Annotated in this window: 25 protein-coding genes; 14 read left to right on the top strand and 11 right to left on the bottom strand. The window is 56.9% G+C overall.

Translation table 11 applies throughout. From position 1 onward, the window contains the following. Positions 1-8: 8 nt before the first annotated feature. Both AXW11_RS06645 and AXW11_RS06640 read right to left on the bottom strand, forming a co-directional pair. On the bottom strand, positions 9-731 hold the full coding sequence (locus AXW11_RS06645) for a 3'-5' exonuclease (protein ID WP_041335606.1): 723 nt from the start codon (positions 729-731) through the stop codon (positions 9-11). Continuing rightward, positions 724-2,598 (bottom strand): putative nucleotidyltransferase substrate binding domain-containing protein, encoded by a 1,875-nt coding sequence (locus tag AXW11_RS06640; RefSeq protein ID WP_036202158.1) that lies wholly within the window; start codon positions 2,596-2,598, stop codon positions 724-726. Before AXW11_RS06640 ends, AXW11_RS06645 begins: the two co-directional genes overlap by 8 nt. Positions 2,599-2,729: 131 nt before the next feature. Here AXW11_RS06640 and cobU point away from each other — a divergent pair, with 131 nt between their 5' ends. After that, a complete protein-coding gene (gene cobU / locus AXW11_RS06635) occupies positions 2,730-3,245 on the top strand; it encodes a bifunctional adenosylcobinamide kinase/adenosylcobinamide-phosphate guanylyltransferase (RefSeq protein WP_036205535.1) in 516 nt (171 codons plus the stop codon). On the opposite strand, the gene AXW11_RS06630 is transcribed toward cobU, so the two are convergent. Together AXW11_RS06630 and cobT are read right to left on the bottom strand one after the other, a co-directional pair. Further along, positions 3,246-3,860 (bottom strand): histidine phosphatase family protein, encoded by a 615-nt coding sequence (locus tag AXW11_RS06630; protein ID WP_036202161.1) that lies wholly within the window; start codon positions 3,858-3,860, stop codon positions 3,246-3,248. Positions 3,861-3,867: 7 nt separating this feature from the next. Next, positions 3,868-4,926: a nicotinate-nucleotide--dimethylbenzimidazole phosphoribosyltransferase gene (gene cobT, locus AXW11_RS06625; protein WP_041335609.1), complete on the bottom strand. Its 1,059-nt coding sequence runs from the start codon at positions 4,924-4,926 to the stop codon at positions 3,868-3,870. Positions 4,927-5,078: 152 nt separating this feature from the next. Here cobT and cbiB point away from each other — a divergent pair, with 152 nt between their 5' ends. Further along, positions 5,079-6,020, top strand: a complete 942-nt coding sequence (gene cbiB, locus AXW11_RS06620; protein WP_091641614.1) for an adenosylcobinamide-phosphate synthase CbiB — start codon at positions 5,079-5,081, stop codon at positions 6,018-6,020. Positions 6,021-6,025: 5 nt separating this feature from the next. Here cbiB and AXW11_RS06615 read toward each other — a convergent pair whose 3' ends face one another. The 4 genes from AXW11_RS06615 to cobS all read right to left on the bottom strand — a co-directional run bounded on the left by AXW11_RS06615 (position 6,026) and on the right by cobS (position 10,290). Next, on the bottom strand, positions 6,026-7,339 hold the full coding sequence (locus AXW11_RS06615) for an MFS transporter (RefSeq protein ID WP_091641524.1): 1,314 nt from the start codon (positions 7,337-7,339) through the stop codon (positions 6,026-6,028). Between the two features lie 84 nt (positions 7,340-7,423). Continuing rightward, on the bottom strand, positions 7,424-7,945 hold the full coding sequence (locus AXW11_RS06610; RefSeq protein ID WP_041335611.1) for a methylated-DNA--[protein]-cysteine S-methyltransferase: 522 nt from the start codon (positions 7,943-7,945) through the stop codon (positions 7,424-7,426). Next, on the bottom strand, positions 7,942-9,456 hold the full coding sequence (locus tag AXW11_RS06605) for a DNA-3-methyladenine glycosylase 2 family protein (RefSeq protein ID WP_041335613.1): 1,515 nt from the start codon (positions 9,454-9,456) through the stop codon (positions 7,942-7,944). The genes AXW11_RS06610 and AXW11_RS06605 overlap by 4 nt, the downstream gene beginning before the upstream one ends. 63 nt (positions 9,457-9,519) lie before the next feature. Next, positions 9,520-10,290, bottom strand: a complete 771-nt coding sequence (gene cobS / locus AXW11_RS06600) for an adenosylcobinamide-GDP ribazoletransferase (protein WP_041335616.1) — start codon at positions 10,288-10,290, stop codon at positions 9,520-9,522. A 437-nt stretch (positions 10,291-10,727) separates the two neighbouring features. On the opposite strand from cobS, the gene AXW11_RS06595 reads away from it, so the two are divergent. The 4 genes from AXW11_RS06595 (at position 10,728) to AXW11_RS06580 (ending at position 12,738) form a co-directional block, all read left to right on the top strand. Then, the gene (locus tag AXW11_RS06595; protein WP_091641526.1) at positions 10,728-11,198 is read left to right on the top strand and encodes a DUF6985 domain-containing protein; all 471 of its coding nucleotides are present in this window, start codon (positions 10,728-10,730) and stop codon (positions 11,196-11,198) included. A gap of 83 nt (positions 11,199-11,281) precedes the next feature. Beyond that, positions 11,282-11,677: a hypothetical protein gene (locus tag AXW11_RS06590; protein ID WP_143071131.1), complete on the top strand. Its 396-nt coding sequence runs from the start codon at positions 11,282-11,284 to the stop codon at positions 11,675-11,677. Positions 11,678-11,828: 151 nt separating this feature from the next. After that, positions 11,829-12,395: a hypothetical protein gene (locus tag AXW11_RS06585; RefSeq protein ID WP_091641532.1), complete on the top strand. Its 567-nt coding sequence runs from the start codon at positions 11,829-11,831 to the stop codon at positions 12,393-12,395. A 1-nt stretch (position 12,396) separates the two neighbouring features. Beyond that, positions 12,397-12,738 (top strand): hypothetical protein, encoded by a 342-nt coding sequence (locus AXW11_RS06580; protein WP_091641535.1) that lies wholly within the window; start codon positions 12,397-12,399, stop codon positions 12,736-12,738. Positions 12,739-12,790: 52 nt separating this feature from the next. Here AXW11_RS06580 and AXW11_RS06575 read toward each other — a convergent pair whose 3' ends face one another. Next, entirely contained in the window at positions 12,791-13,240 is a 450-nt protein-coding gene (locus tag AXW11_RS06575; RefSeq protein ID WP_213479931.1) for a transposase, read from the bottom strand. Between the two features lie 567 nt (positions 13,241-13,807). On the opposite strand from AXW11_RS06575, the gene AXW11_RS06570 reads away from it, so the two are divergent. The 8 genes from AXW11_RS06570 to AXW11_RS06535 all read left to right on the top strand — a co-directional run bounded on the left by AXW11_RS06570 (position 13,808) and on the right by AXW11_RS06535 (position 18,683). Next, the gene (locus tag AXW11_RS06570) at positions 13,808-14,119 is read left to right on the top strand and encodes a type II toxin-antitoxin system RelE/ParE family toxin (RefSeq protein ID WP_091641537.1); all 312 of its coding nucleotides are present in this window, start codon (positions 13,808-13,810) and stop codon (positions 14,117-14,119) included. Beyond that, positions 14,112-14,399, top strand: a complete 288-nt coding sequence (locus AXW11_RS06565; protein ID WP_091641542.1) for a helix-turn-helix domain-containing protein — start codon at positions 14,112-14,114, stop codon at positions 14,397-14,399. The genes AXW11_RS06570 and AXW11_RS06565 overlap by 8 nt, the downstream gene beginning before the upstream one ends. Positions 14,400-14,649: 250 nt before the next feature. Beyond that, positions 14,650-15,219: a hypothetical protein gene (locus AXW11_RS06560; RefSeq protein WP_091641544.1), complete on the top strand. Its 570-nt coding sequence runs from the start codon at positions 14,650-14,652 to the stop codon at positions 15,217-15,219. A 289-nt stretch (positions 15,220-15,508) separates the two neighbouring features. After that, positions 15,509-15,868: a hypothetical protein gene (locus AXW11_RS06555; RefSeq protein ID WP_091641547.1), complete on the top strand. Its 360-nt coding sequence runs from the start codon at positions 15,509-15,511 to the stop codon at positions 15,866-15,868. Between the two features lie 125 nt (positions 15,869-15,993). After that, positions 15,994-16,269: a hypothetical protein gene (locus AXW11_RS06550; protein WP_091641549.1), complete on the top strand. Its 276-nt coding sequence runs from the start codon at positions 15,994-15,996 to the stop codon at positions 16,267-16,269. A 95-nt stretch (positions 16,270-16,364) separates the two neighbouring features. Continuing rightward, positions 16,365-16,607, top strand: a complete 243-nt coding sequence (locus tag AXW11_RS06545; RefSeq protein ID WP_091641552.1) for a type II toxin-antitoxin system Phd/YefM family antitoxin — start codon at positions 16,365-16,367, stop codon at positions 16,605-16,607. Positions 16,608-16,744: 137 nt separating this feature from the next. After that, complete coding sequence (locus AXW11_RS06540) at positions 16,745-17,074, top strand: DHCW motif cupin fold protein (RefSeq protein ID WP_091641555.1); 330 nt, start codon at positions 16,745-16,747, stop codon at positions 17,072-17,074. A gap of 226 nt (positions 17,075-17,300) precedes the next feature. Next, on the top strand, positions 17,301-18,683 hold the full coding sequence (locus AXW11_RS06535) for an MATE family efflux transporter (RefSeq protein WP_091641558.1): 1,383 nt from the start codon (positions 17,301-17,303) through the stop codon (positions 18,681-18,683). Positions 18,684-18,722: 39 nt separating this feature from the next. On the opposite strand, the gene AXW11_RS06530 is transcribed toward AXW11_RS06535, so the two are convergent. Then, the gene (locus tag AXW11_RS06530; protein WP_075195513.1) at positions 18,723-19,259 is read right to left on the bottom strand and encodes a response regulator transcription factor; all 537 of its coding nucleotides are present in this window, start codon (positions 19,257-19,259) and stop codon (positions 18,723-18,725) included. Continuing rightward, positions 19,256-20,524 carry a sensor histidine kinase gene (locus AXW11_RS06525; protein WP_091641561.1) on the bottom strand — a complete coding sequence of 423 codons (1,269 nt, stop codon included), beginning with the start codon at positions 20,522-20,524 and terminating at the stop codon, positions 19,256-19,258. Before AXW11_RS06525 ends, AXW11_RS06530 begins: the two co-directional genes overlap by 4 nt. Between the last annotated feature and the right edge of the window lie 41 nt (positions 20,525-20,565).

Below are 20,565 nucleotides of genomic sequence, written 5' to 3'. Positions count from 1 at the left end.
ACAACCCGTTACAGCCAGAGATCCCCGATGGGGGTCTCTGGCGAAAAGTGATGCTGGACCTGCGCCATCAGCAACTCGGCGCTGGCCAGCGCATCCACCAGGGCATTGTGCGGTGGGTAGTGTGGCAGCCCATACCGCCGCCGGCTGTCTGCCAGCCGAATTGAGATCGGCTGCTGACCCTTCAACTTCTGCCACCAGGAGCGTTTCCGGTTCGGATGCAGGTAAGCCTCAATGGCCATGGTATCCATCACCGGAAAGCGTATGTCCTCCCCGATTCGCCACTTCAGTGCCATGTTCAGGAACGGACGTTCGATATTGCGGTAGTGCACCACCGGTACGCGCCCGGCCATGCTTTCCAGAAATTCGTCCAGTACGTCGGCCAGATCCGGGGCCTTGTCGATATCGGCATGGGTTATGCCATGTATCGTGATAGAGGTCTGGTGTAACGGCAGTTGCGGTTTCACCAGCCAGTGCCGCGAACCACCCAGTTGCACACGGTCAAGGGTAAAGGGCACCACACCGATACTGACGATGGAGTGACTGTCAGGGTCCAGGCCGGTGGTTTCGAAATCCACGGCTACAAACGGGACGTCGCTCAGAGGCGTTTCCGGCGCCACACAACCTGCCTCGTAGAACGTCTTCAGTCGCGGGTCTTTCGTTTGTGTTGCCAGTTCCCGGTACTGTTCGGGCCAGGACAAAGTGTCGATCTGTGCTGCCTTACCATCAGACATTCCGGGTAGCCTGGGGGTTGTAGCGGAATTTGAGGAACTTTTGTGCCTGGCCGACCACCTGAAAAGCGTCTTTCAGGTGACTGCGCTCGAATGGCGAAAGGTCTTCCGGCCGCACATTGTTGTCTGGCTCTCTTCCTGCTTCGATGGAGAGGGCCTGATGTCGAATACGTACTATGGCAATAAACTCGAAGGCATCCCGAAGGTTATCAACGCCATCTTCCGGGATCAGTTTGGTTTGCCCAATGGCCTTGAGCCGGTTGAAGGTATTCTGTGCCCGTGAGCCACAGGCCAGGGCATGCACCCGGATCAGATCCGACACCGGTGCCGTGCCGCGACGCTTCAGGTTGAAGGTTTTGGCCTGCTTGCCGCTTTCCTCCATCACAAACGTACGGAAAAAGCCCAGCGGTGGCGTGCGGTTGAGGGCGTTGCGGGCCAGCATGGCCAGGAAGCGCTGGCTATTGCTCGCTTTATCCGCAATGAAGGTTTTCAACTCTTCGGTATATTCGGTGCGGCCATGGATGCCGTCCAGGTCGAAGAAGATATTGCTATTGAGCAGCGCCTCCGCCTTGGGATTTTCGATCCAGTCGGCGAAGTATTCCTTCCACACCCGCAGCGGTTGTCGCCACTTCTGGTTGGTGGCCATGATATCGCCGGTGCAGTAACTGTAGCCGCACTCTGCCAGGCCATCACTGACGAACTTCGCCAGGGCGAGGAAATACTCGTCGTGCTGGGCCGGATCGAAGCTGTCGTCCAGCACCATGGCGTTGTCCTGGTCGGTGACAACGAGTTGCTCGTCCCGGGCCATGGAGCCGAGTGCCATAAAACAATAAGGCACGGGTGGTGGCCCCAGCTTCTCCTCTCCCAGCTCAAGCAGTCGTTGGCTGAAGGTGCGCCCGATGCCAGCCATGGCACTGCCGATCATATGGGAGTTCGCATCTTCACGGACCATGCGCACAAAGGTGTTGGGCACGTCCTTGCTCAGGCGCTTCAGGCCCTTCACATCCTGCTGATGATAGATGTTACTGACCAGATACAGGCTGCTCTGGGATTCGTGTTTGACGATGTCCGACAGTGCAATCACACCCCGCACCTTGTCACCCTCCATTACCGGCAGGTGGTGCACGTTGTTGTGCAGCATGGTCAGCATGGCCTCGAAAATGAAGGCGTCGGAACGGGTGGTGATCAGCTCTTCCGTCATGATGTCGCTGATGGGTGTTTCCGACGGCAGTGCCTCGCAGAGGGCGCGGGTGCGCAGGTCACGGTCGGTAATGATGCCTGAAAGCCGGGGCTGTTTGCCGCTCTCGTCCATCAGCAAGAGGGCCGACACTCCCCGGTCCGTCATGATTCGGGCGGCCTCCTGAAGGCGCACGGTGTTGGGCGCCATCACGGGCTCGCGGGAAATCAGCCGGGTCACCCGTGCTGTCATCGGTTGATTCGATTTCTCCCGCCGTGAAAGTGCCGACCGAAGACGTGAATGGTCTTCAATTTCGACAAAATCGGTGAAGTTCTCGTCGTTTTCCCACAAATATTGAAATATTTCGTCGGGAATCAGGTAGATCAGGGAGTCTTCAATAGCCTTGGCCGGAAACCGCACGGTTTTGTTCATCAGCAGACCAAACTGACCGAAAATCTCACCTTCGGTAATGCGGTTGTATAGCTCGCCAGAGCGGCGATAAATCTCGACGGCGCCGCTGCGCACATAGTGCAGGTAGGTGTTTCGTTCGCCCAGCGTGAGAATGTCTGTGCCAGCGCGGAAATAGGCGACTTCGATGCTGGAGACGATACGGTCCAGGACATTCTCCGGCATTTCATCAAACGGGGCGTGCTGGGCCAGGTGGTTGCGTATCTCGATCAGCTCTGCCTGCATTGTTCGCTTCCTTTTCGCACCGGTTACGCCTCTGGAATTTATCACGCAATATAGCAGTGGCGCTGTTTTACGGCCATGATGTTGGGCAAGATAGCGTTGGTTTACACACGAGAGGATGGGTTTTGTCTGCTATTCATACACTGGTCCTTGGGGGCATTCGATCCGGCAAAACCGCGCTGGCGGAGCGTATTGCCTGTGACGCCGGTTCACCGGTGGTTTATGTTGCAACGGCGACCGCCGACGATGAAGAAATGACCCGGCGGGTGGCCCGCCACCGGCAGAATCGGCCGCCGGAATGGGGGTTGGCAGAAGAGCCCTTGAAGCTGGCCTCCCTGCTGGATGGTTACGCCAGGGAACCACAGCCCCCCTTGTTGCTGGTGGATTGCATGAGCCTGTGGGTGAGCAACCTGCTGTTTGCCGGCGATGAAGTGTTTGCCCGTGAGCGTACCGCCTTCCTGCGGGTATTGGAGAACTATCCGGGCCAGATCGTGATTGTCAGTAATGAAGTGGGCCTGGGTACCATCGGCATGGACCCGCTCACCCGCCGTTTCTGCGATGAACTGGGTTGGCTCAACCAGGATCTTGCCACCTGTTGCGAGCAGGTGCTGATGAGCGTGGCAGGGCTGCCGCAAACGTTGAAAGGCTGATTATGCGCCGTGCGTTTGCAGGCAACTGAGCAGGCCATGCTCCGAGATGTCCACGCGGATACGGCTGCGGCAGGCGTAGGGAACCGTTAACGCTGAAAAAGAGCGTTCAGTGGGGATACCCATTACCTCCGCCAGGAGCATGCGAATCACGCCGCCATGGCACACCACGAGTACCCGCTTGCCTGCCGCCTGGGTTTGCCAATCCTGCCAGGCGCTGCTGACCCTTTGCCGGAACTCGGTGATAGCCTCACCACCGGGCGGAGGATAACGAACCGGGTCGCTCCAGAAGCGGTTCAGCGCCTCGGGCGTATCGGCCATGATGTTCTCGGAGGTTCTGCCCTCCCAATCACCGAACGCAATCTCCCGCAGCCGTGGCTCCTGGTGCAACGGAATCTGACGTTGCTCCGCCAACTGTTCTGCGAAGAGGCGGCAGCGCAGCAGTGGGGAGGTGATGATCACATCCCACTGGTCATCGTCCCTGATAGCCGCGTTCATCTGCTGCCAGCCGCTGTCGCTCAGTGGATCATCCTTGCTGCCCCGGAACATGGGCCCGCCGGCAGGTTCGCCATGACGGATCAGGTCGAAAAACGCAGTGGTGTTCTGGTTATTGGTCATCCCCGCTTCAGTCCTCGTTCTTGTCGGTCACGCCGGCGTCAGCGAAGCTGGCCATCTGGTTGTGCAGGGCACAGGCACTGCGAAGCAGCGGAACCGCCACCGCAGCGCCGCTGCCTTCACCCAGTCGCATGCCCAGATCCAGCAACGGCCTGGCATTCATGGCGTCCAGCACGGCCTGATGCCCCGGCTCCGCCGAACGATGGGCAAACACAAGCCACTGCCGCAGTTGTGGTTGTTGGCGAACAGCTACTAAGGCGGCAACGGAAACAATGAATCCGTCCACCAGTACGGGAATGCCGCGCGCCGCGCTACCCAGAATGGCGCCTGCCAGCGCAGCAATCTCGAACCCGCCGAGGGAGGCCGCCACCGCCAGGGGGTCGCGGTTGTTGCCATGCCTGGCCAGCGCCCGGGCGATGACCTCACACTTTCGAGACACGCCGGCTGCGTCCAGCCCCGTGCCCGGCCCAGCCAGGTTTTCCGGGCTTTGTTCCAGCAACGCGCAGGCCACGGCGGTGGCACTGGTGGTATTGCCGATGCCCATATCGCCGCCCACAAACAGTCGGCACCCGTCATCCGCGGCGCGGGCGGCGGCCCTGTCACCACTGGCCAGCGCCTGTTCAAGCTGGCCCGGCGTCATCGCGTCGGTTGTGGCAAGATTGGCGGTGCCCGCTGCGATCTGCTCATCACGTACATCGGTCAACGGCGGAACGTCGCCGACGGTTCCGAGATTCACCACTTCCAGCGAGGCTCCCAGTTCCCGAGCCAACACGCTGATAGCCGCACCCCCGCTGGCAAAGTTCGCAATCATCTGGGCGGTGACTTCCTGGGGGTACGCGGATACGCCCTCCGCACAGACGCCGTGATCCGCCGCGAAAACAGCGATGCGGACAGGGTCGACCTGCGGATGTTGCGTGCGCTGAAGGCCCGCCAGTGTAATCGCTACGTCTTCCAGCTGCCCCAGAGACCCCCGGGGCTTGGTGAGCACGTGTTGGCGTTGCCGTGCCCGCTCGCAAAAATGGGTGTCGGAGGGTGGCAACGGCTGTGTCCAGCAGGAAGGCAGCGGCATGGTTGGATCCTGAGGTGGCAAAGTGTCGGGAGCCGAAGATGGTCTACCCGGCCTGAAAAAGTGTCAAGGATAGCAGCCACTCGGTTAGACTTCCTTTCGATCACGACAACCCACCGCCCGCTCGAAGAGACATTGCTGATTTGAACGCCTTCATTCTCGCCGTGACAGCTTGTTTTATCGCCGTTGTATTGGATCGCTGGTTGGGTGAGCCGCGTCGGTGGCACCCGCTCGTTGGTTTTGGGCATGTCGCCGCCTTCCTCGAACAGAGAATGAATCGTCTACCTGAGCGAATGGCAGGATCGATGGTTCTCGGGTTCCTGGCCCTGTTAATCGCTGTGATACCCGTACTGGCGGCAGCCGAGTGGTTGCGCTGGTGGTTGGGGAACTGGGAATACCTGCTGGTTCAGGCTGTGGTGTTGTATTTCGCCCTGTCCATTCGTGGCCTGACGGAGCACGGCCGGGCAGTGTCTGACGCGTTGCATGGGGGCGATCTTGAGAATGCCCGGGAGCAGGTTGGCCGTATCGTCAGTCGTGATGCAGCGGCGCTTGATGACAATGGCATTGCGATAGCCGCGACCGAGTCCATGTTGGAAAACGGCGCCGATGCCGTGTTCGCCAGCCTATTCTGGTTTCTCGTAGCCGGCGTTCCGGGCGTATTGCTTCACCGGCTGGTGAACACCCTGGACGCCATGTGGGGGTATCGAACTGATCGCTACCAGTATTTTGGCCGCGCTGCGGCGAGGCTGGACGACGTATTGAACTGGGTACCCGCTCGCCTCACGGCGCTGACCTACAGCCTGCTTGGCGATGTCCGTGGCGGCTTTCGTTGCTGGCGGGCACAGGCGCCGGCCTGGGACAGCCCGAACGCCGGCCCGGTCATGGCGGCAGGGGCCGGGGCTTTGAGTGTTGTACTCGGTGGCCCTGCGCCCTACGCCTCAGGCATCAAGCAACGGCCCGTGCTTGGTGAGGGTGAACCGGCATCGGCCGAGACCATTGATGCGGCTATCCAACTTGTACATCGCGGCGTGTGGTTGTGGCTCGGACTGTTGGCCGCGGTCGCCATTATCGGATGGATAGCCAGCGCCGCGCCCTGAAGGTGTTAGCCGGTTGCTTCCGATTCCCGTGTTTCGCTGGCCGGTATGGTCAACATCAGCAGGAAGCCAATCACCAGGAACACCAGAATGGTGCTCATTCCCCAGCGCTGGCTGTCAGTGACGGCCGTGACCCAACCCACCAACAGCGGGCCAGCAAACGCGGTGGCTTTGCCAGAGAACGCGAACAGGCCGAACATCTGCGTTTGCAGGTGCGGCGGGGCGATGCGGGCCAGGTGGGAACGGCTGGCGGACTGCAACGGCCCCACGAAGATGCCCAGGATCATGCCCCATACCCAGAACGCGGTGGCGCCGTCCACCACCAGAATGGCCAGGGCGCTGCAGCCCAGCCCGATCAGTGACAGCAGGATGGTATTGCGCCCGCCGAGGGCGTCATCCACCCAGGCGAATCCCAGTGCACCCAGGCCTGCGGTGACGTTCAGGGCGATGGCGAATTGCAGCACTTCCGTAGAGCCCATATTGAAGGTACCCGCCGCGTACACCCCGCCGAAGGTAAAGATAGTGGCCAGGCCATCGGTGTAGAGCATGCGGGCGATCAGGAAGCGCACGATGTCCTTGTATTGGCGAACCTGGGCGATGGACTCCTTCAGTTGCCGGAACCCGGCGCGGGTGGCGGCGGCAATTCCCAGGCCGGTGGATGGGCGGTCCGGAACAAAGATAAAGGCCGGCAGGGCAAATACCAGATACCACACCGCTACCAGCACAAACGTGGCACGCACATGCTCAGCGTTGTCCCGATTGAGATCGAACAGGTTGGCATCGGCTTCGATAAAGCCATACAGCGCCACGATAAGGCTTAGCACACCGCCGGTGTAACCCAGCCCCCACGCCCAGCCTGACCAGCGCCCGGTTCGCGCCGGGCTTGCCAGATCCGGCAGCATGGAGTTGTAGAAAATGAACGCAAACTCGGCACCGAGTGTGCCCAGGCCAACCCACAGTGCTGCGTTCCAGAACTGATTCTGCTCCGGCGTGACCGTCCACAACATGGCGCAGGAGACCACGCAAAGCAGGGTGAAGCTGATAAACCAGGGTTTGCGACGGCCGGACTGGTCTGCAATGGCCCCCAATATCGGTGCCAGGATTGCGATGAACACACCGGCAATGCCAACGATGTTGCCCCAGGCTTCCGTGCCTTTTACCTCGTCCTGCACCACTGACACGCTGAAGTACTGAGCGAAGACAAAGGTCAGAATGATGGTGAAAAAGGCGCTGTTGGCCCAGTCGTAGAGCGCCCAGGACCAGAGCGCGCGTTTGTCTTCCGGCTTGCCCTGTGTGGGGGCGACAGGCGATTGCGATGACATGTGGGGCTGGGCTCCTGATCCTTGCAAGGTAAATCCGTGCGGTGATTGTCGCCATTATCGTCACAAATGCACAGCCCCGTGGGGTTAAACCCTCTTCAGGTTCCGCGATTCGTGGTCCAGCAACCACGCCTTGCGCTCCAGGCCGCCAGCGTAGCCCGTCAACGTACCATTGGCTCCGATCACCCGGTGGCAGGGGATCAGAATGGCAATGGGGTTGAGGGCATTGGCACGAGCCACGGCACGCACCGCCTTCGGGTTGCCCAGGGTGTTTGCCAGCGCGCTGTACGAGCGGTGCTCACCCGCTGGAATCCCGGTCAGCCCCTGCCAGACCTGTTGTTGAAACTCAGTGCCGGTCAAGCGGATGTCCTTCCACGGCAGGGGCTTGATCACCCCCGAGAAGTAGGCGTTCAGCCACTCGATAATGGTCCCGGGGGCGCTGTTCGGTTGCTCGCGCCACTCCGGCTGCCGGAACCGGCGGTTTTGCAGCGAGTGCATGCGCTCTTCGTTGTCGTCGAAGTCCAGGTGCACCAGTTGGTCATCCACCGTGGCCAGCCTCAGGGGGCCAACGGGACTGGGGAAGCGGCTGACATGAATTTGAGTTGTCATGATGGTGTCTCCTGCCGGGGTGGATGGGTGTTCAGTGATGTCCACAGGTACTGCGCTGCGTAAGCCCGCCATGGCCGCCAGCGTTCGGCGTGGCGCGTCAGGGCTTTGGCGTCTTGCGGGCCGCCCAGATGGGCCGAAGCCTTGAGTATGCCCAGATCGCTGGCGGGAAACGCGTCTGGATCCCCCAGGCCGCGCAGGGCCAGGTAGTGGAGTGTCCAGGGGCCGATGCCCCGCATGGGGGCCAACTGCGCCAGCAGGGTGTTGCCATCCTGCTCGGCAAAACCGGGTTCGGCAAACCGGGCGGTGATTCGTGCCAGGGTGTCTGTACGGCTGCCGGGCATACCCAGTTTGTTCAACGGCTGGCCGACGAGTGCTGCCGGTTCCGGGAATCTATGGGTAATACCCGTGCCCCCGGCAAGATCGTCGGGAAGGGCCTGGCCATAACGAGCCACCAGCCGCCCAGCCAGGGTTCGAGCCGCGGAGAGGGACACCTGCTGCCCAAGAATGGCCCGGACGGCAAACTCGAACCGTTCCCAGCTGCCCGGAACGCGCAGGCCGGGATGCCGTGCGACCAGTGGTTCCAATAGCGGGTCCTGCGCCAGGTGTTCGCTGATGCCGGGCAGGTCCGCATCCAGATCAAGCAAACGGCGTATCCGCGCACTCACCTCCAGAATGGACTGCCGTGCCGGCCCACGAAGGATAACCTGCACCCCCGGGGGATTGTCGCTTGGGCGGCAGATGACCAGCCCCGGTTGCCCAGCAATGCAGAGCGATCGCGCGTAGTGGTGCGCGCCAACCGCTTCCAGGCCCGGAATGGCCCGTGCCCGAAAGAAGGTCAGTAACTGCTCACTGTCGAACGGTGGCCGGGCCCGCAGGAACAGAACCAGGTCGTCGTGTGCCGGCAGAAAAAGATCGTCTGCACCGTTCTGTGTGGCTTTGAGCGGTGGCTTGAGACCTCTGCGGAATGCCGTCGGTGCGTTGCCGTAGGCTTCTTTCAGGGTGTGATTGAAGCGGCGCAGGCTTCTGAAACCGGCAATCTCCGCGATCTCCGTCATGCTGAGGTTGCTGTCGACAATCAACTGCCGGGCCCGCAGTAAGCGCCGGGCCTGGGCGTGTTGTTGTGGGGTGGCTCCGGTGTGGCGTTTGTAGAGCTGGCGCAGGTAGCGGTCGGTAATGCCCAGCCGCTCGGCCAGCTCCGCCACGGAGCCGTTATCCAGAGCACCTTCGTCCACCAGCCGCACTGCCCGGGCCACGGTGGTGTGAACCCCGGCAGCAGCCGGGCTACCAGGTGCCGCTTCTGGCCGGCACCGCAGACAGGGTCGAAAGCCGTTGGCCATGGCCGTTTCTGCAGACGGGTAAAAACGCACGTTCCCCCGCTTGGGCGTCACCGCCGGGCATATGGGGCGGCAGAAAATCCCGGTGGTCAACACAGCGGTGTAGAAGCGACCGTCGAATCGGGCGTCACGGGTTTTCAGTGCCTGGTAGCAAAGGTCATCGTTTAATGTGTCCATGATGGAAAGTGTACCAGCGAAACCCGGAAAAACTCGCCGGATTCGGAACTGACCGTTGAACCTTTACATCGCAAGCCCAAGCAGCAGGACCAGTTCCGCAAACACCACGCTGGCCCCGAGGGTATCGCCGGTATAGCCACCCAGTTGCCGGCGCAGGTACCCGCCCCAGACAATAGCCGTACCCAGCGTAGCGATAACGAGCCACAGCAGAGCTTTGGTCTCAAACGGGATAAGGGCCAGAGAGACAATCGCGGTGAACACGGTGGCAATCGCCAGCCGTGAACGCGAGAAATCTTCGGCCACCGGTTTGCTCTTGCTCTTGTCCGGGTCGGTCACATACGGCAGGAAGCCCATGATCATCAGTGGCGCGAGACGCGACACCATCGGGGCCAGGATCAGCGCCAGCCACACCGGTTGAGCTTCATCCAGCAGCGCAAGTTTCAGCACCAACGCAACCACCAGCGCCACCGTACCGTAGGTGCCGATGCGGCTGTCCTTCATGATCCGCAACCTGGCTTCCAGGGTATACCCGCCGCCCAACGCATCGACACTGTCGGCCAATCCATCCTCGTGGAACGCGCCGGTAATCCACAGGTGAAAACCCAGAATAAGAATTAGACTGACCAGCGGGCTCCAAAGCTGCACCACAGCCATGTACAGCCCCGCATAAATGACGCCGAGCACCAGCCCAACCAGAGGGAAATAGACACTGCACTGATTCATCAGGCGGGGGGAATAGTCGATACGCACCAGCATGGGGATGCGTGTCAGGAAACCGATGGCCAGCCAGAAGGCCTGCCATTCCCTGGAAACGAGAGGTTTCAGTTGGCTCAATGCGCTGTCCTGCCTTTGGAGATGGTGTGAGTCTGCGGCCAGTTTAGCATTATCGTTGCGTGAGCCTGTTCCACACCGGAAATTCGGCGTTACCCATGGCCCCTGATTGGCGAACGGGCTTGGTCTAAAATCGACCTCGCAGCCTGGAGTTATACGAACCGGTTCGCAAAACTCCAGGCAAGGGGCGGCAAATCGTTATAAGTATCTGATACTGTTGAAGCTGGTTTAGAGCATTGTGGAGTTATACGCCCTTATTCGTGGGTGCGTTAGAGACCAAGGAGGGCGTATAACACCGGCGGTAGCCGTGGTGTTTCCTGTTTAGATGTTGATTCTAAAGAAATTTATTGGATTGGAAGGGGCGGCCGGAATTGGAGTTATACGAATGGGTGATATACGAACGGGTTCGTATAATACGCTGTTAGGCAAGGGAGAGCTCGATGGAACTCTTACGAAATATCTATGAAAGCTCTGTATCAGGCCCGCAGGGCGAAGTCTGGTTTGAGCTCTTCGGCAAGTATATCCAGTTCGGTGTAGAAGAGGAGGCTACTCTTGAGTATGTCAAAGCCTGTGCGGAGTATCTGAATGCCTTGCCGGAGGCGACTATAAAGGACCTTTGCGAGGCCTCAATACGTTACTGCAATGGGTTTTTGGCCGATATTGGTGAGCCATTGAAGTCATTCGATAACTACAAGTCTGTACTTTCGTTGATTTATCCATCGACTTTGATCATTCCGGAACCAGAGTATGGCGATGAGCCTGTTATCTGGATGGAGTTAAACTGTGAGTGGGAGCAGGAGCATGGCATGCAGTGGGTGGTGAGGAACAACGAGGTTCTATATGTCGGTGGCTTCAATGGTACAGACCCATGGGCTGAAATATCGAAATCTACTCCTTGGAACTATGCCTAACAATCGGCTGCACTGCGACCGATTTTCCGCCGCTTCGCGGCTCCAAACCGGCGCGTGAGCCGGGCGTTAAATTGGGGAGGTGTATGGATTCTGCAATGTACACATTGATCGGAGCCCTTGGAGGCGTTTTTTTGACCCAACTAGCAAATTATTTTCTTGAGGATAAGAGGTCGAAAAACCAGAGATCGTTGAAGAGAATGGAGCTGGATAGTGCGCAAGGGCACGACTTGTTAACAGAACGTAGAATTGCATATTCGAGATACTTATCTGACCTAGACTTCTATGTTGGCGGAAAAAACCCAGAGCTATCTGATCTCATGCCTTCATTTTATAGTGCCCTTATATTGTCAGAGAGTGATGCTTCAGAAGCAATAATCCAAACCTTAAGGGTTGCCAGAGATTCTGAGAGAAGCGCGGAAGATCTCATGGAAGTTAAAAAGAAAGTCTTAGAGGAAATGAAGAACGACCTCCAACATTGAAAATTTAACAAGGCACGGAAGGCGGACGCGTGAGACGCGCCGCTTCGTTCGGCGTTACAGCGACTCAATGGAACTGGAGTTGACAGGGTGAGGTTGCGATCCTTTCCGGCTTTCAATAATATTGCGTGCTAAATTGAAAAAGGAGTTTTCAATGATCTACCGTTCTGCACTTTTTTTTCTGCTTTTTTGTCTTTCTCTCAATTCCGCCTTAGGCAATGAGGCTATAAAGTTTCAGTACGAGAAAAAGGATTACGGGCCAACCTTAATGTTAGCCTCTGGCCTCGTCGGTCGCTTAAATGTTCCGGTTGCTGAATTAGAAGGCGCAAAAATAATTCCAGGCGCTGGCATAACTGTGATGTTCCCCGACCGCTCGTATTTTTCCCTTGAAATTTTGACAAGCGAAGACTTCGGTTATAAAGGAGTCGATATTCGTAGTTGGCCTTTGTATTTATTTGGCATCAAAGAAAGCGGGCCTGAGCCAGAAAGCTACATATCTGAATTAAAAAAATCTAAGAAGTTTGTTATTGATCTCGATATATCTCCCGAGGAGGTTAGAATTTTTGACACTTCCAGTGGTACTGGATACTGGGCATTTGGGAAGAAAAAATCGTTTATCGTCCTTGTTGACAAAGATAAATCGGATCAAATTCTAGTGATAAAAACAGAAAGTATTTCGGGAGAAAGGATTGAAAGACTTATAATCAATGGAGTGATTTAAAATGTCGTTGTCTAATTCGGAAAAAGAAGATCTGCTCAAAATTATTGAAGTGTTGTTTGGCCATGATTCTGAAATTGCAAGGTTAAAAGACTCATTCAGCGTGAGAACGGTTGAAGCTGTCGAAGAGGCCCTTGAAACATTAGTTCGGTGCAATGCCAACATGCGTTCTTTGGTTGTAGGACTGATCGGTGGTGCTGGCCTTTTTGTAAGGGGGTGGCTGCGACAGATTCTTTCAAAATTGAGGAGTGAGCTTGAATCAAAGCGCATAAAGTTTGACGGATTAGCTTGTAAAGTCGTTATGGCATACAACTGGAGATCAGCGATAATCATTTCGACGCACTAAGCGCAAGTGCTGCGGTCGCTGTAACAAGTGACTGTGGTGTCAATTCCATAAATTAAGCCATTTCGCTCCGCCAGGATTCCTGGTTTTTGACCATGGTATTGAGCACCACAATCATCATCCTCATACAGGCAACGAGGGCGACTTTTGGGATCTTTCCCTGAGCCTTCAGACGCTCGTAGAAGCGTTTGAAACCCGGATTGCATTGGATGGATGAGAGCATGGCCATGAACATGACTGTGCGGATTCTATGGCGTCCTCCCCGTATTCTTCGTTTGCCATTGAGCTTACCTCTGTCCCGGTTGATGGGCGCGACACCGACCAGTGCAGCTATCTCTTTTCGATTGAGAGAACCGAGTTCTGGAAGCTCACTGAGCAGGGCGTAGGCGAGGACTTTGCCGACGCTCGGCATGCTGGTCAGGATCTCCGTTTTGATACGCCAGCGGTCTACCTTGGCGACTTCCCGTTCGATCTGTCGGGTGATGGTTTCGATCTGAGCCTGCAATATCTTTAGCAAGCTTTTAATGGAGCGATGAAGGGTTTTCGGGAGTATCTGGATACGGTTTTTTCCATGGTGGACATTTCCAGAAGCTGAGAGCGCCGGACTAGCTAGTCCTTAATTTTCTGGGATGTTTTGTCTGGACCTCCACAGGAAGGCTTTTTCTTCGCTGCGCAAAGCCGCTGTTATGGTGCTTTACGTATATTTCGTCTACATTTTTCAGGTGGTGCCAATATAGTTGGAGGGCAATAAACATGGAGGTTTTCGGTGCGCTAGCACTTTAATCCTGGAGAATGGCCATGAAAAAAATAATGCTAACTTTGGTTCTTGTATTATTCGCGACGACGGCGTTCGCCCATGGGGGCGGTTGCCGGAAAGACAGTCCTCCCGGGCAATGCTGTCACGCAGGCTCACAGCCCTATCATTGCCACTAAAAGCATTTTTTCCAGCGGAGGGCACCAAAAGCGTACCGCTTATGGTGCCCTCCGCTGGCGCTCCGGCGTCGGTTACCTCAGCGTTACACCTCACTGATGCAGTCTTGATTATTATACGGCATTGCCGTATATTTTGGTCATGCTATGCATCGAAACCTCAACGTTCACCAAGTTGTTGTCGAACTACCTCACGGATGAAGAGTACCGAGGACTTCAGAGCTACCTTTTGCAGAAGCCGGATGCCGGGGATCTGATTAAAGGTTCAGGTGGTGTTCGCAAGGTTCGGTGGGCACCGGCGGGTTCGGGAAAGAGCGGTGGTATCAGAGCCATTTATTACTGGAAGAAGTCTGACCACGAGATATGGATGCTCACGCTGTACAGTAAATCAGAGCGCGCCAGCATTCCTGGCCATACGCTCAAGCAGATAGCGGAGGCAATCAAAAATGGGTGACAGGAACCTTGGGGCAGAGATTCTCGATGGTATTAATGAAATCAAGCAGTTCAAGAAGGGTAAATTGGCTCTACGAACGCATGAGCTTTCAGAACCTTCACCACCCAAAGAGATCAGGCTGAAATTGCACATGTCGCAGTCAGCATTTGCCGGTCTTATGGGCGTGAGTGTGCGAACCCTTCAGGATTGGGAACAGGGGCGGCGCGAGCCACAGGGTCCTGCGGTTGCGCTTCTGCGCATAGCTGAGCAACACCCGGAAGTTTTTAGCCAGCTTCACTGACCAAAGTGAGGTGTAACCAGGCCGTGCACCGAATACCAAAACCTTCGCTTCGCTCTGGTTTTGTCACCGGTGATGTCGGGCGTTACGTTTATACAGAAACATGGGGACTTGAGGATTTGATTGCGAAAAAGCGTCAGACGTTCGTTTGCCCGGCTAGAATCCGAAAACAATGTCCGCAATAGATTGACTGGCAATCATATCGCGTTGCACCAAGTAATGATGAGCAATGACCACGAGTGGAGTTTGTGGAATGGATCAAGTGACGAATCCGCTGAACAATGACGTCAGATTGGAAATGGACATTCCGAATCATCAAGTAGTCGCCTATCAGGATAACTATAAGCTGCTAGGGTGGATGCTCTTGATTGCCTCATTACTCCCCGTCTTCGGTATTTTTGCAGCACCCTGGCCAGCTTTGTTGTTAGTAATCGCGTTTTGGTTGGCGCCTTTCGTAGCTGGAATTACTCTGGTGTTTAAAGAACGTCGAAAACGTTGGGACCCCGCTACTCAAATGGTTGTGAATGAAATGAGGTGGCCGGGTAGTGAGTTTAAGCCTTCCAAAAAAGTCCCCATCCTGGATTTCGGAGAAGTCCAAATCATGGCCATGCCAATGACTAATCAGCGTGGAATCGAGGCAACCGGCCCCGGCGTTCTCGTAAGAGTGAGGCATAAAAAGGATTCTCGACATTTCTATCCCGGTGCAAACTCTTGGGTGATTGGCGGCTTCCCCAGCACGGACTATGCGGAAGATGCCGAATTGCTGGCTGGAAAAGTAGCTCAAGAATTCGGAGTTCCTGTTAGAAATAGTTTGATGTATTGAGTCGGAACTACTGTGAGTAAATGCGAAAAATGCAGGTAACAAGGCGTGCCACGCGGATGTCCCTTTCTCCGCGTTGCTCCAAAAAGGCCACCGGTGCGCTCAGCGTTAAATGCCTGTCTCCGGCGCTCTTGGGTTTGGTGTGTGGGCGCGGTTTGCCAAAAATATTGGGAGTTGGCATTCAGTATTGGAGGCTGCAACAAATTGCCGGGTAACCCGGCTTCTAAAGAGTTGTTACGTTGCATAGTCATTGATGCTTTTGAGATCAATTTAAACAGGGAGTTAGTTGAGTATGGGATTCAGTTTGCGTTTAGGTCTTATTTTCTTGGTTGCCCTTCTGCCAGCATTCGCTAATGCCGCCGGGAAGACCATTCAGGTCAAGGATGAAGACGCTTTTTTACTCCAAGAGATTGATGATGGGCTGTCTGCCCTGATGGGCGCTGCCGGGGAGTGCCGTAGTACTGATGCCAACCTCTATGAGTGTCTCTGCACAGAATCAAAATCACTCAAAAAATTGGATTCTGCTCTTCGCACAGCACTTGATAAAAAGCCTGAATGGAAAGGCAAGACCATTTATCACGACGGTGTCACTCTTCAGATTCCAAGCCTTGAGAAACAAGTTGAAGACATGCAAAAGCAGTGCGGCGCTTAAGGTCTTTGTTGTGTGGAGTCCGTGTGCCATGTAACAAGTGACGTGTATTGTTCGCGTCGACGGCGTTCGCCCGCTGACGCTCTGGCGCCGGTCACCTCAGAGTTAGAGGCTCAAGGGAGTTTTCAGTGAGCAAGGAAGAACTTTCCCCAGAAGACAAGGCCTACTACAAGCGTTTTGAGGTCAAATCGCTACGAGTATTGCTGTATTTCCTGGCAGTGGTTTACTTGGTGTTTGTCTTTGCGGTTGGTGGTTCTCAGTTCAGTGGAGGTTTTTTCAGCGGCGCGGTTGGTAGCTTTATCCTGATTCAAGGGGTCGATCTCTCTAACAGAAGGCTTACCGTAATTGGTGGGTTCCTGACAGTTGTGAGCGTCTTACAGGCGATATCTTTGGCGTTGTCGTGATGAGCGTGAGCTTACTGAAATACAGGACGTTCGTCTTGGCGTACGTACCCAAAGGCGTACGGTTGGTTAAAAGTTGAATACACAAAAGGTGCGTCATGACCGGAATCACAGCAACTGAGGCGCGTAACAACCTATATCGGTTGATCGACGAGACTGCCGAGTCCCACCAACCAATCGTTATCATGGGTAAGCGGAACAAAGCCGTCCTGGTTTCCGAGGAAGACTGGTCGGCAATTCAGGAATCACTTTGTCTGCTCTCCGTACCAGGTATGCGGGAGTCTATTCGGGAGGGGATAGACAACTCCGTGGATGAATGCGATGAGGAGCTGGACTGGTGACATGGAAATTGGTTTACACCAAACAAGCCTAGAAATGTGTAAAAAGTTGGCCTCCAGCGGCCTCAAGCCAAAAGCCCAGCCGCTATTGCCGGATAATTTTCCCACAGCTTCACGTCATGTGCTTAAGGAGAAGCAAATTGGACATAAGGGATCTACCCTTTGGGGTTACTGACTGGTCTGAAGTTGAGAGGACTGAACACACAGGGGAGCAGGGAGTTGCTTATTGGCAGACCCGCACTTTCGGCGATATCCGGGTTCGTATGGTCGAGTACAGCCCCGGCTATCTGGCTGATCATTGGTGCGCCAAAGGGCATATCCTGCTCTGCCTGGAAGGTGAGCTCCATACTGAGTTAAAGGACGGTCGTTGCTTTGTGCTCAAGCCGGGTTCTAGTTATCAGGTAGCGGACAACGCCGAGCTTCATCGCTCCTCGACCGAGCGGGGCGCAAAGCTCTTCGTCGTGGATTGAAACTCACTATTCAAGCGGTCAGTCGCCCAACGACCCGCCGCACCCACGGCGCCACAATCGCGACTGTCGGAAAAACTGCCGCAAAAGCGGCGGTGAGGAATCCTGGGTGTTGTTTTCAGCAACCGATAGCCCAGGAGCAACCTACGCCCCCCAAAAGGCGTTTGGGGAGGACTGCAAGCCAGCCCCGGCTTGTTAGTATCTGGCAATACCCTTTCCGGAACGGCCTATGGTCCCCAGTTCAGGCCCCGTGCGCCAGCGGTTGATGACCCTGGCCTGGCCCATCATTATCCAGTTCTATCTGTTTCAGCTCACCGGCGTGGTGGACAACCTGATGGTGGGTCAGTTCGGTGAGCAGACCATCGCAGCGCTGGGAATCTGCCTGCAGCTGAATTTCCTGGTGGTACTTTGCTACGCGGCCCTGACCGAGGGTGGTGCCGTGATTACCGCCCAGTTGCGTGGCGCCCGGAAGCACGCCGAGATCCGTGAGACCCTGGCAACCCTGCTGACCGCCGGCCTGTTTACGGGCATGGCCATTGGGGCTCTCTATATTGTCTTTGGCGAGTCGCTTCTGGCTTTGCTGACTACGGACCTGTTCCGTGCTCCGACGGAGCGCTCCGGGCTGCCGGGCATTGGCTATGGCTATCTGTGGATCATCGGGCTGGGGTTGCCTGCGCTGGTAATTGCCCATGTGGCCATGTATGTGCTCCAGTCCCTCGGCAACACCCGCACCCCCATGCGACTGGCCCTGTATGGCAATGTGCTTAACGCCCTGGGTAACTACCTGTTGCTGTTTGGCGGTGCCATTCAGGGCGTAACCGAGCCCCTGTTTCCGCCTCTGGGGCTTCCCGGTGTTGCAATCGCCACTGTGCTGGCGTGGTTGTTTCAGGCGGTGTTCATGCTACGCGCCGTTCTCCGCCATCCGGCGGTCAATGCCCGGGTAAGGGACGTCTCCGGGCTGGCGTGGCAACGGCTCAGGCGAATCCTGTACCTGGGGTATCCGCTGTCCGTGGATGGTTTTTTGTGGCAAGGGTCGGCGTTTATTTACACCATGATGTTTAACCGGGTGGGTGCGGAAGCTTACGCGGCCTTTTTGGTGGCGTCGATTATTCGTGGGTTTTCGCTGGCTCCGGGTGTCGGATTGCAGCAGGCCGTTAGCATTGCCCTGGGGGAATCGCTGGGCGGCCGGCATCCGCAGCGGGCACGAGCCTACACCGCCATGGGTATCCGCATGGTGTTGCTGGTGCTGCCGTTGCTGACATTGATCGTGGCATTGCTTACCCCCTTGTTCCTGCAGTTCTACGAAATCAGCGATTTAACCCGGGAGCGGGTGATCTGGATGGTGGCCTTGAGCGTTCTTTACAGCGGTGCCACGGCGTTAACCATGATTATTCCGGGCATTCTGAGGGCCGGTGGCGATACCCGCGCACCGATGGTGATCACCCTGATTGGCTTTGCCGGTGTCGGGGTGCCCGTGGCCTGGTATTTTGGGCTCTATCTTGGGTTTGGCCTTTGGGGTGTGTTTGCCGGCTTTGTTGCGGATGAAGTGGTGAAAGCCGTTATCATGGTGATCTACCTGCAGCGTGAAACCTGGCTACGGCGCCTGGCCTGACGCCGTTTAACCCGCACCCAACGCTGCGTGTTCATAGCATCACTGATTCCGCCAGCGGGAATGCTTCTGAAGCTTCCGTTGCAGGGTTCGCCGGTGCATGTTCAGCGCCCGGGCCGTTGAGGATACATTGCCGTCGTGCTCGTTCAGCACCCGTTGAATGTGTTCCCACTCCATTTCCTCCACCGTTGGGGGTTCTTCACGGGTTGCCGGTGGGCCGTCCAGTGGGCTGAAACCGGCCGTCAGTTGGCTCAGTGTGACCGGTTTGCACAGGTAGTTGACGGCACCCCGGCGCATGGCTTCCACGGCGGTGGCGATGCTGCCATACCCCGTCAGTACCAGCACCTCCAGTTCGGGTTGAAGGGCCAGCAGCTCCGGCAGTAATTGCAGGCCGCTTTCGCCGGCCAGGTTGAGATCCAGCACGCAGCGATGAAAGGTCTGTGATTCCAGTGCTGCTATGGCCTCCAGACGGTTGAGGGCACACGTGGCCTCGATGTTCTGGCGCTTCAGGGAACGCTGTAGCACCTGCACGAAGGCTTCGTCATCGTCGATCAGCAACCAGGTCGGCTGGCCGTTCATTCCGCCTCCTTGTCGCCCTGGGTATGGGCTTGCGCTTGTGGCAGGTCGATGATCATGGTGGTGCCCGTGCGGTCGGCCCTGGCTTTGAGGGTGCCGCCGTGGCGCTGGATGGTGGCGTTGGAGAGGAACAGCCCTACGCCCAGGCCATGTTCGGAGTCTACAACGCCATCGCCGGCGGTGTTCTGCAGTGAGAGTTCCAGACCCTTGCCATGATCCTCAACCACGATTGCGACCCGTCCCTCGTCGCTGTCCCCCGCGCTGACCGCGACCCACGATGGGCTGGCCGTCAGGGCGTTGGCCAGAAGGTTCAGTATGGCCTGGTCCAGGGTGGCATCCACGGCGACGGGCTGGTCGGGGAATGGCGCCTGCCAGTGGATGGGCGACGCCGGCCACAACAGCGTGGCTGACTCCCGCAGCCGCATCATCCAGAAGTGCAGCGGAAGGATTTCCTGCTGCGCGGCCTTGGCCTGCATGGCGGCAGTAGACAGTTGGTGCAGGTGGTTGCTGCAAAGGCCCAGTTGCTTCTCCATCAACCCAAGGTCGTCTGCAAGCGAAGGGTCGGTGTGCACGGATTTCATTTCGTCCACCAGCAGGGCCATGGTGTTCAGCGGCGTACCCAGCCGATGCGCCACCGCCGCGGCGGACAGGCCCAGGGCAATCACCTGTTCATCCCTGAGCCGGTTCTCCCGGAATTCGGCCAGTTGTCCCTGTTTCTGTCGCAACCGACGGGCCAGTGAGCCAACCACCAGCAACAGCATGGTGGCAGTGATGGCAAAGGTGGCCCACATGCCCATAAGGTGCAGTTGGGTCAGGTTGGCGTTGTGATGTTCGTGGGTAAGCGGCGTGTGCCACAGCACCATGGCGGTGTAGAAGCCAAAACCGATGACCGTCAGAGCAATGCTTTCGCGCAAGGGGACCAGGATGATGGCAACGGCAATGGGAAGCAGCAGCAGCGAGACAAGCGGATTGGTATAGCCTCCTGTGAGGAATAGCCAGGCGCTGATCAGGAAAAGATCCAGGGCGAGCCCGAGGCTGACCGTAACCGTCAAACGGGGAGGCCGGCGGGTAAACCAGAGCCAGCCAAGGGTTGCCAGTACGGTGTAGAGCAGGCAGATCAACAGGGCTTCTGGCCGATGGGCCAGGGTGACCATGGTGTCGGCGATGGCAACGGCGACCAACTGAATGACCACGATGGCCAGACGCATGGTGAGAAGGTAGCGCGCCGCCTGTTGAAAACCGGTTTGTGAGTGAGTCAGCCATTCCATGGCATGCATTCTAGCGGGTTTTCGACGGTGCTACTGCGGGA

Source organism: Marinobacter sp. Hex_13 (genome assembly GCF_001566815.1).
Classification (GTDB): Bacteria; Pseudomonadota; Gammaproteobacteria; order Pseudomonadales; family Oleiphilaceae; genus Marinobacter; species Marinobacter salarius.
Note: the sequence above shows the minus strand (reverse complement) of the source record. Positions and strands in the feature narration are given on the sequence as shown.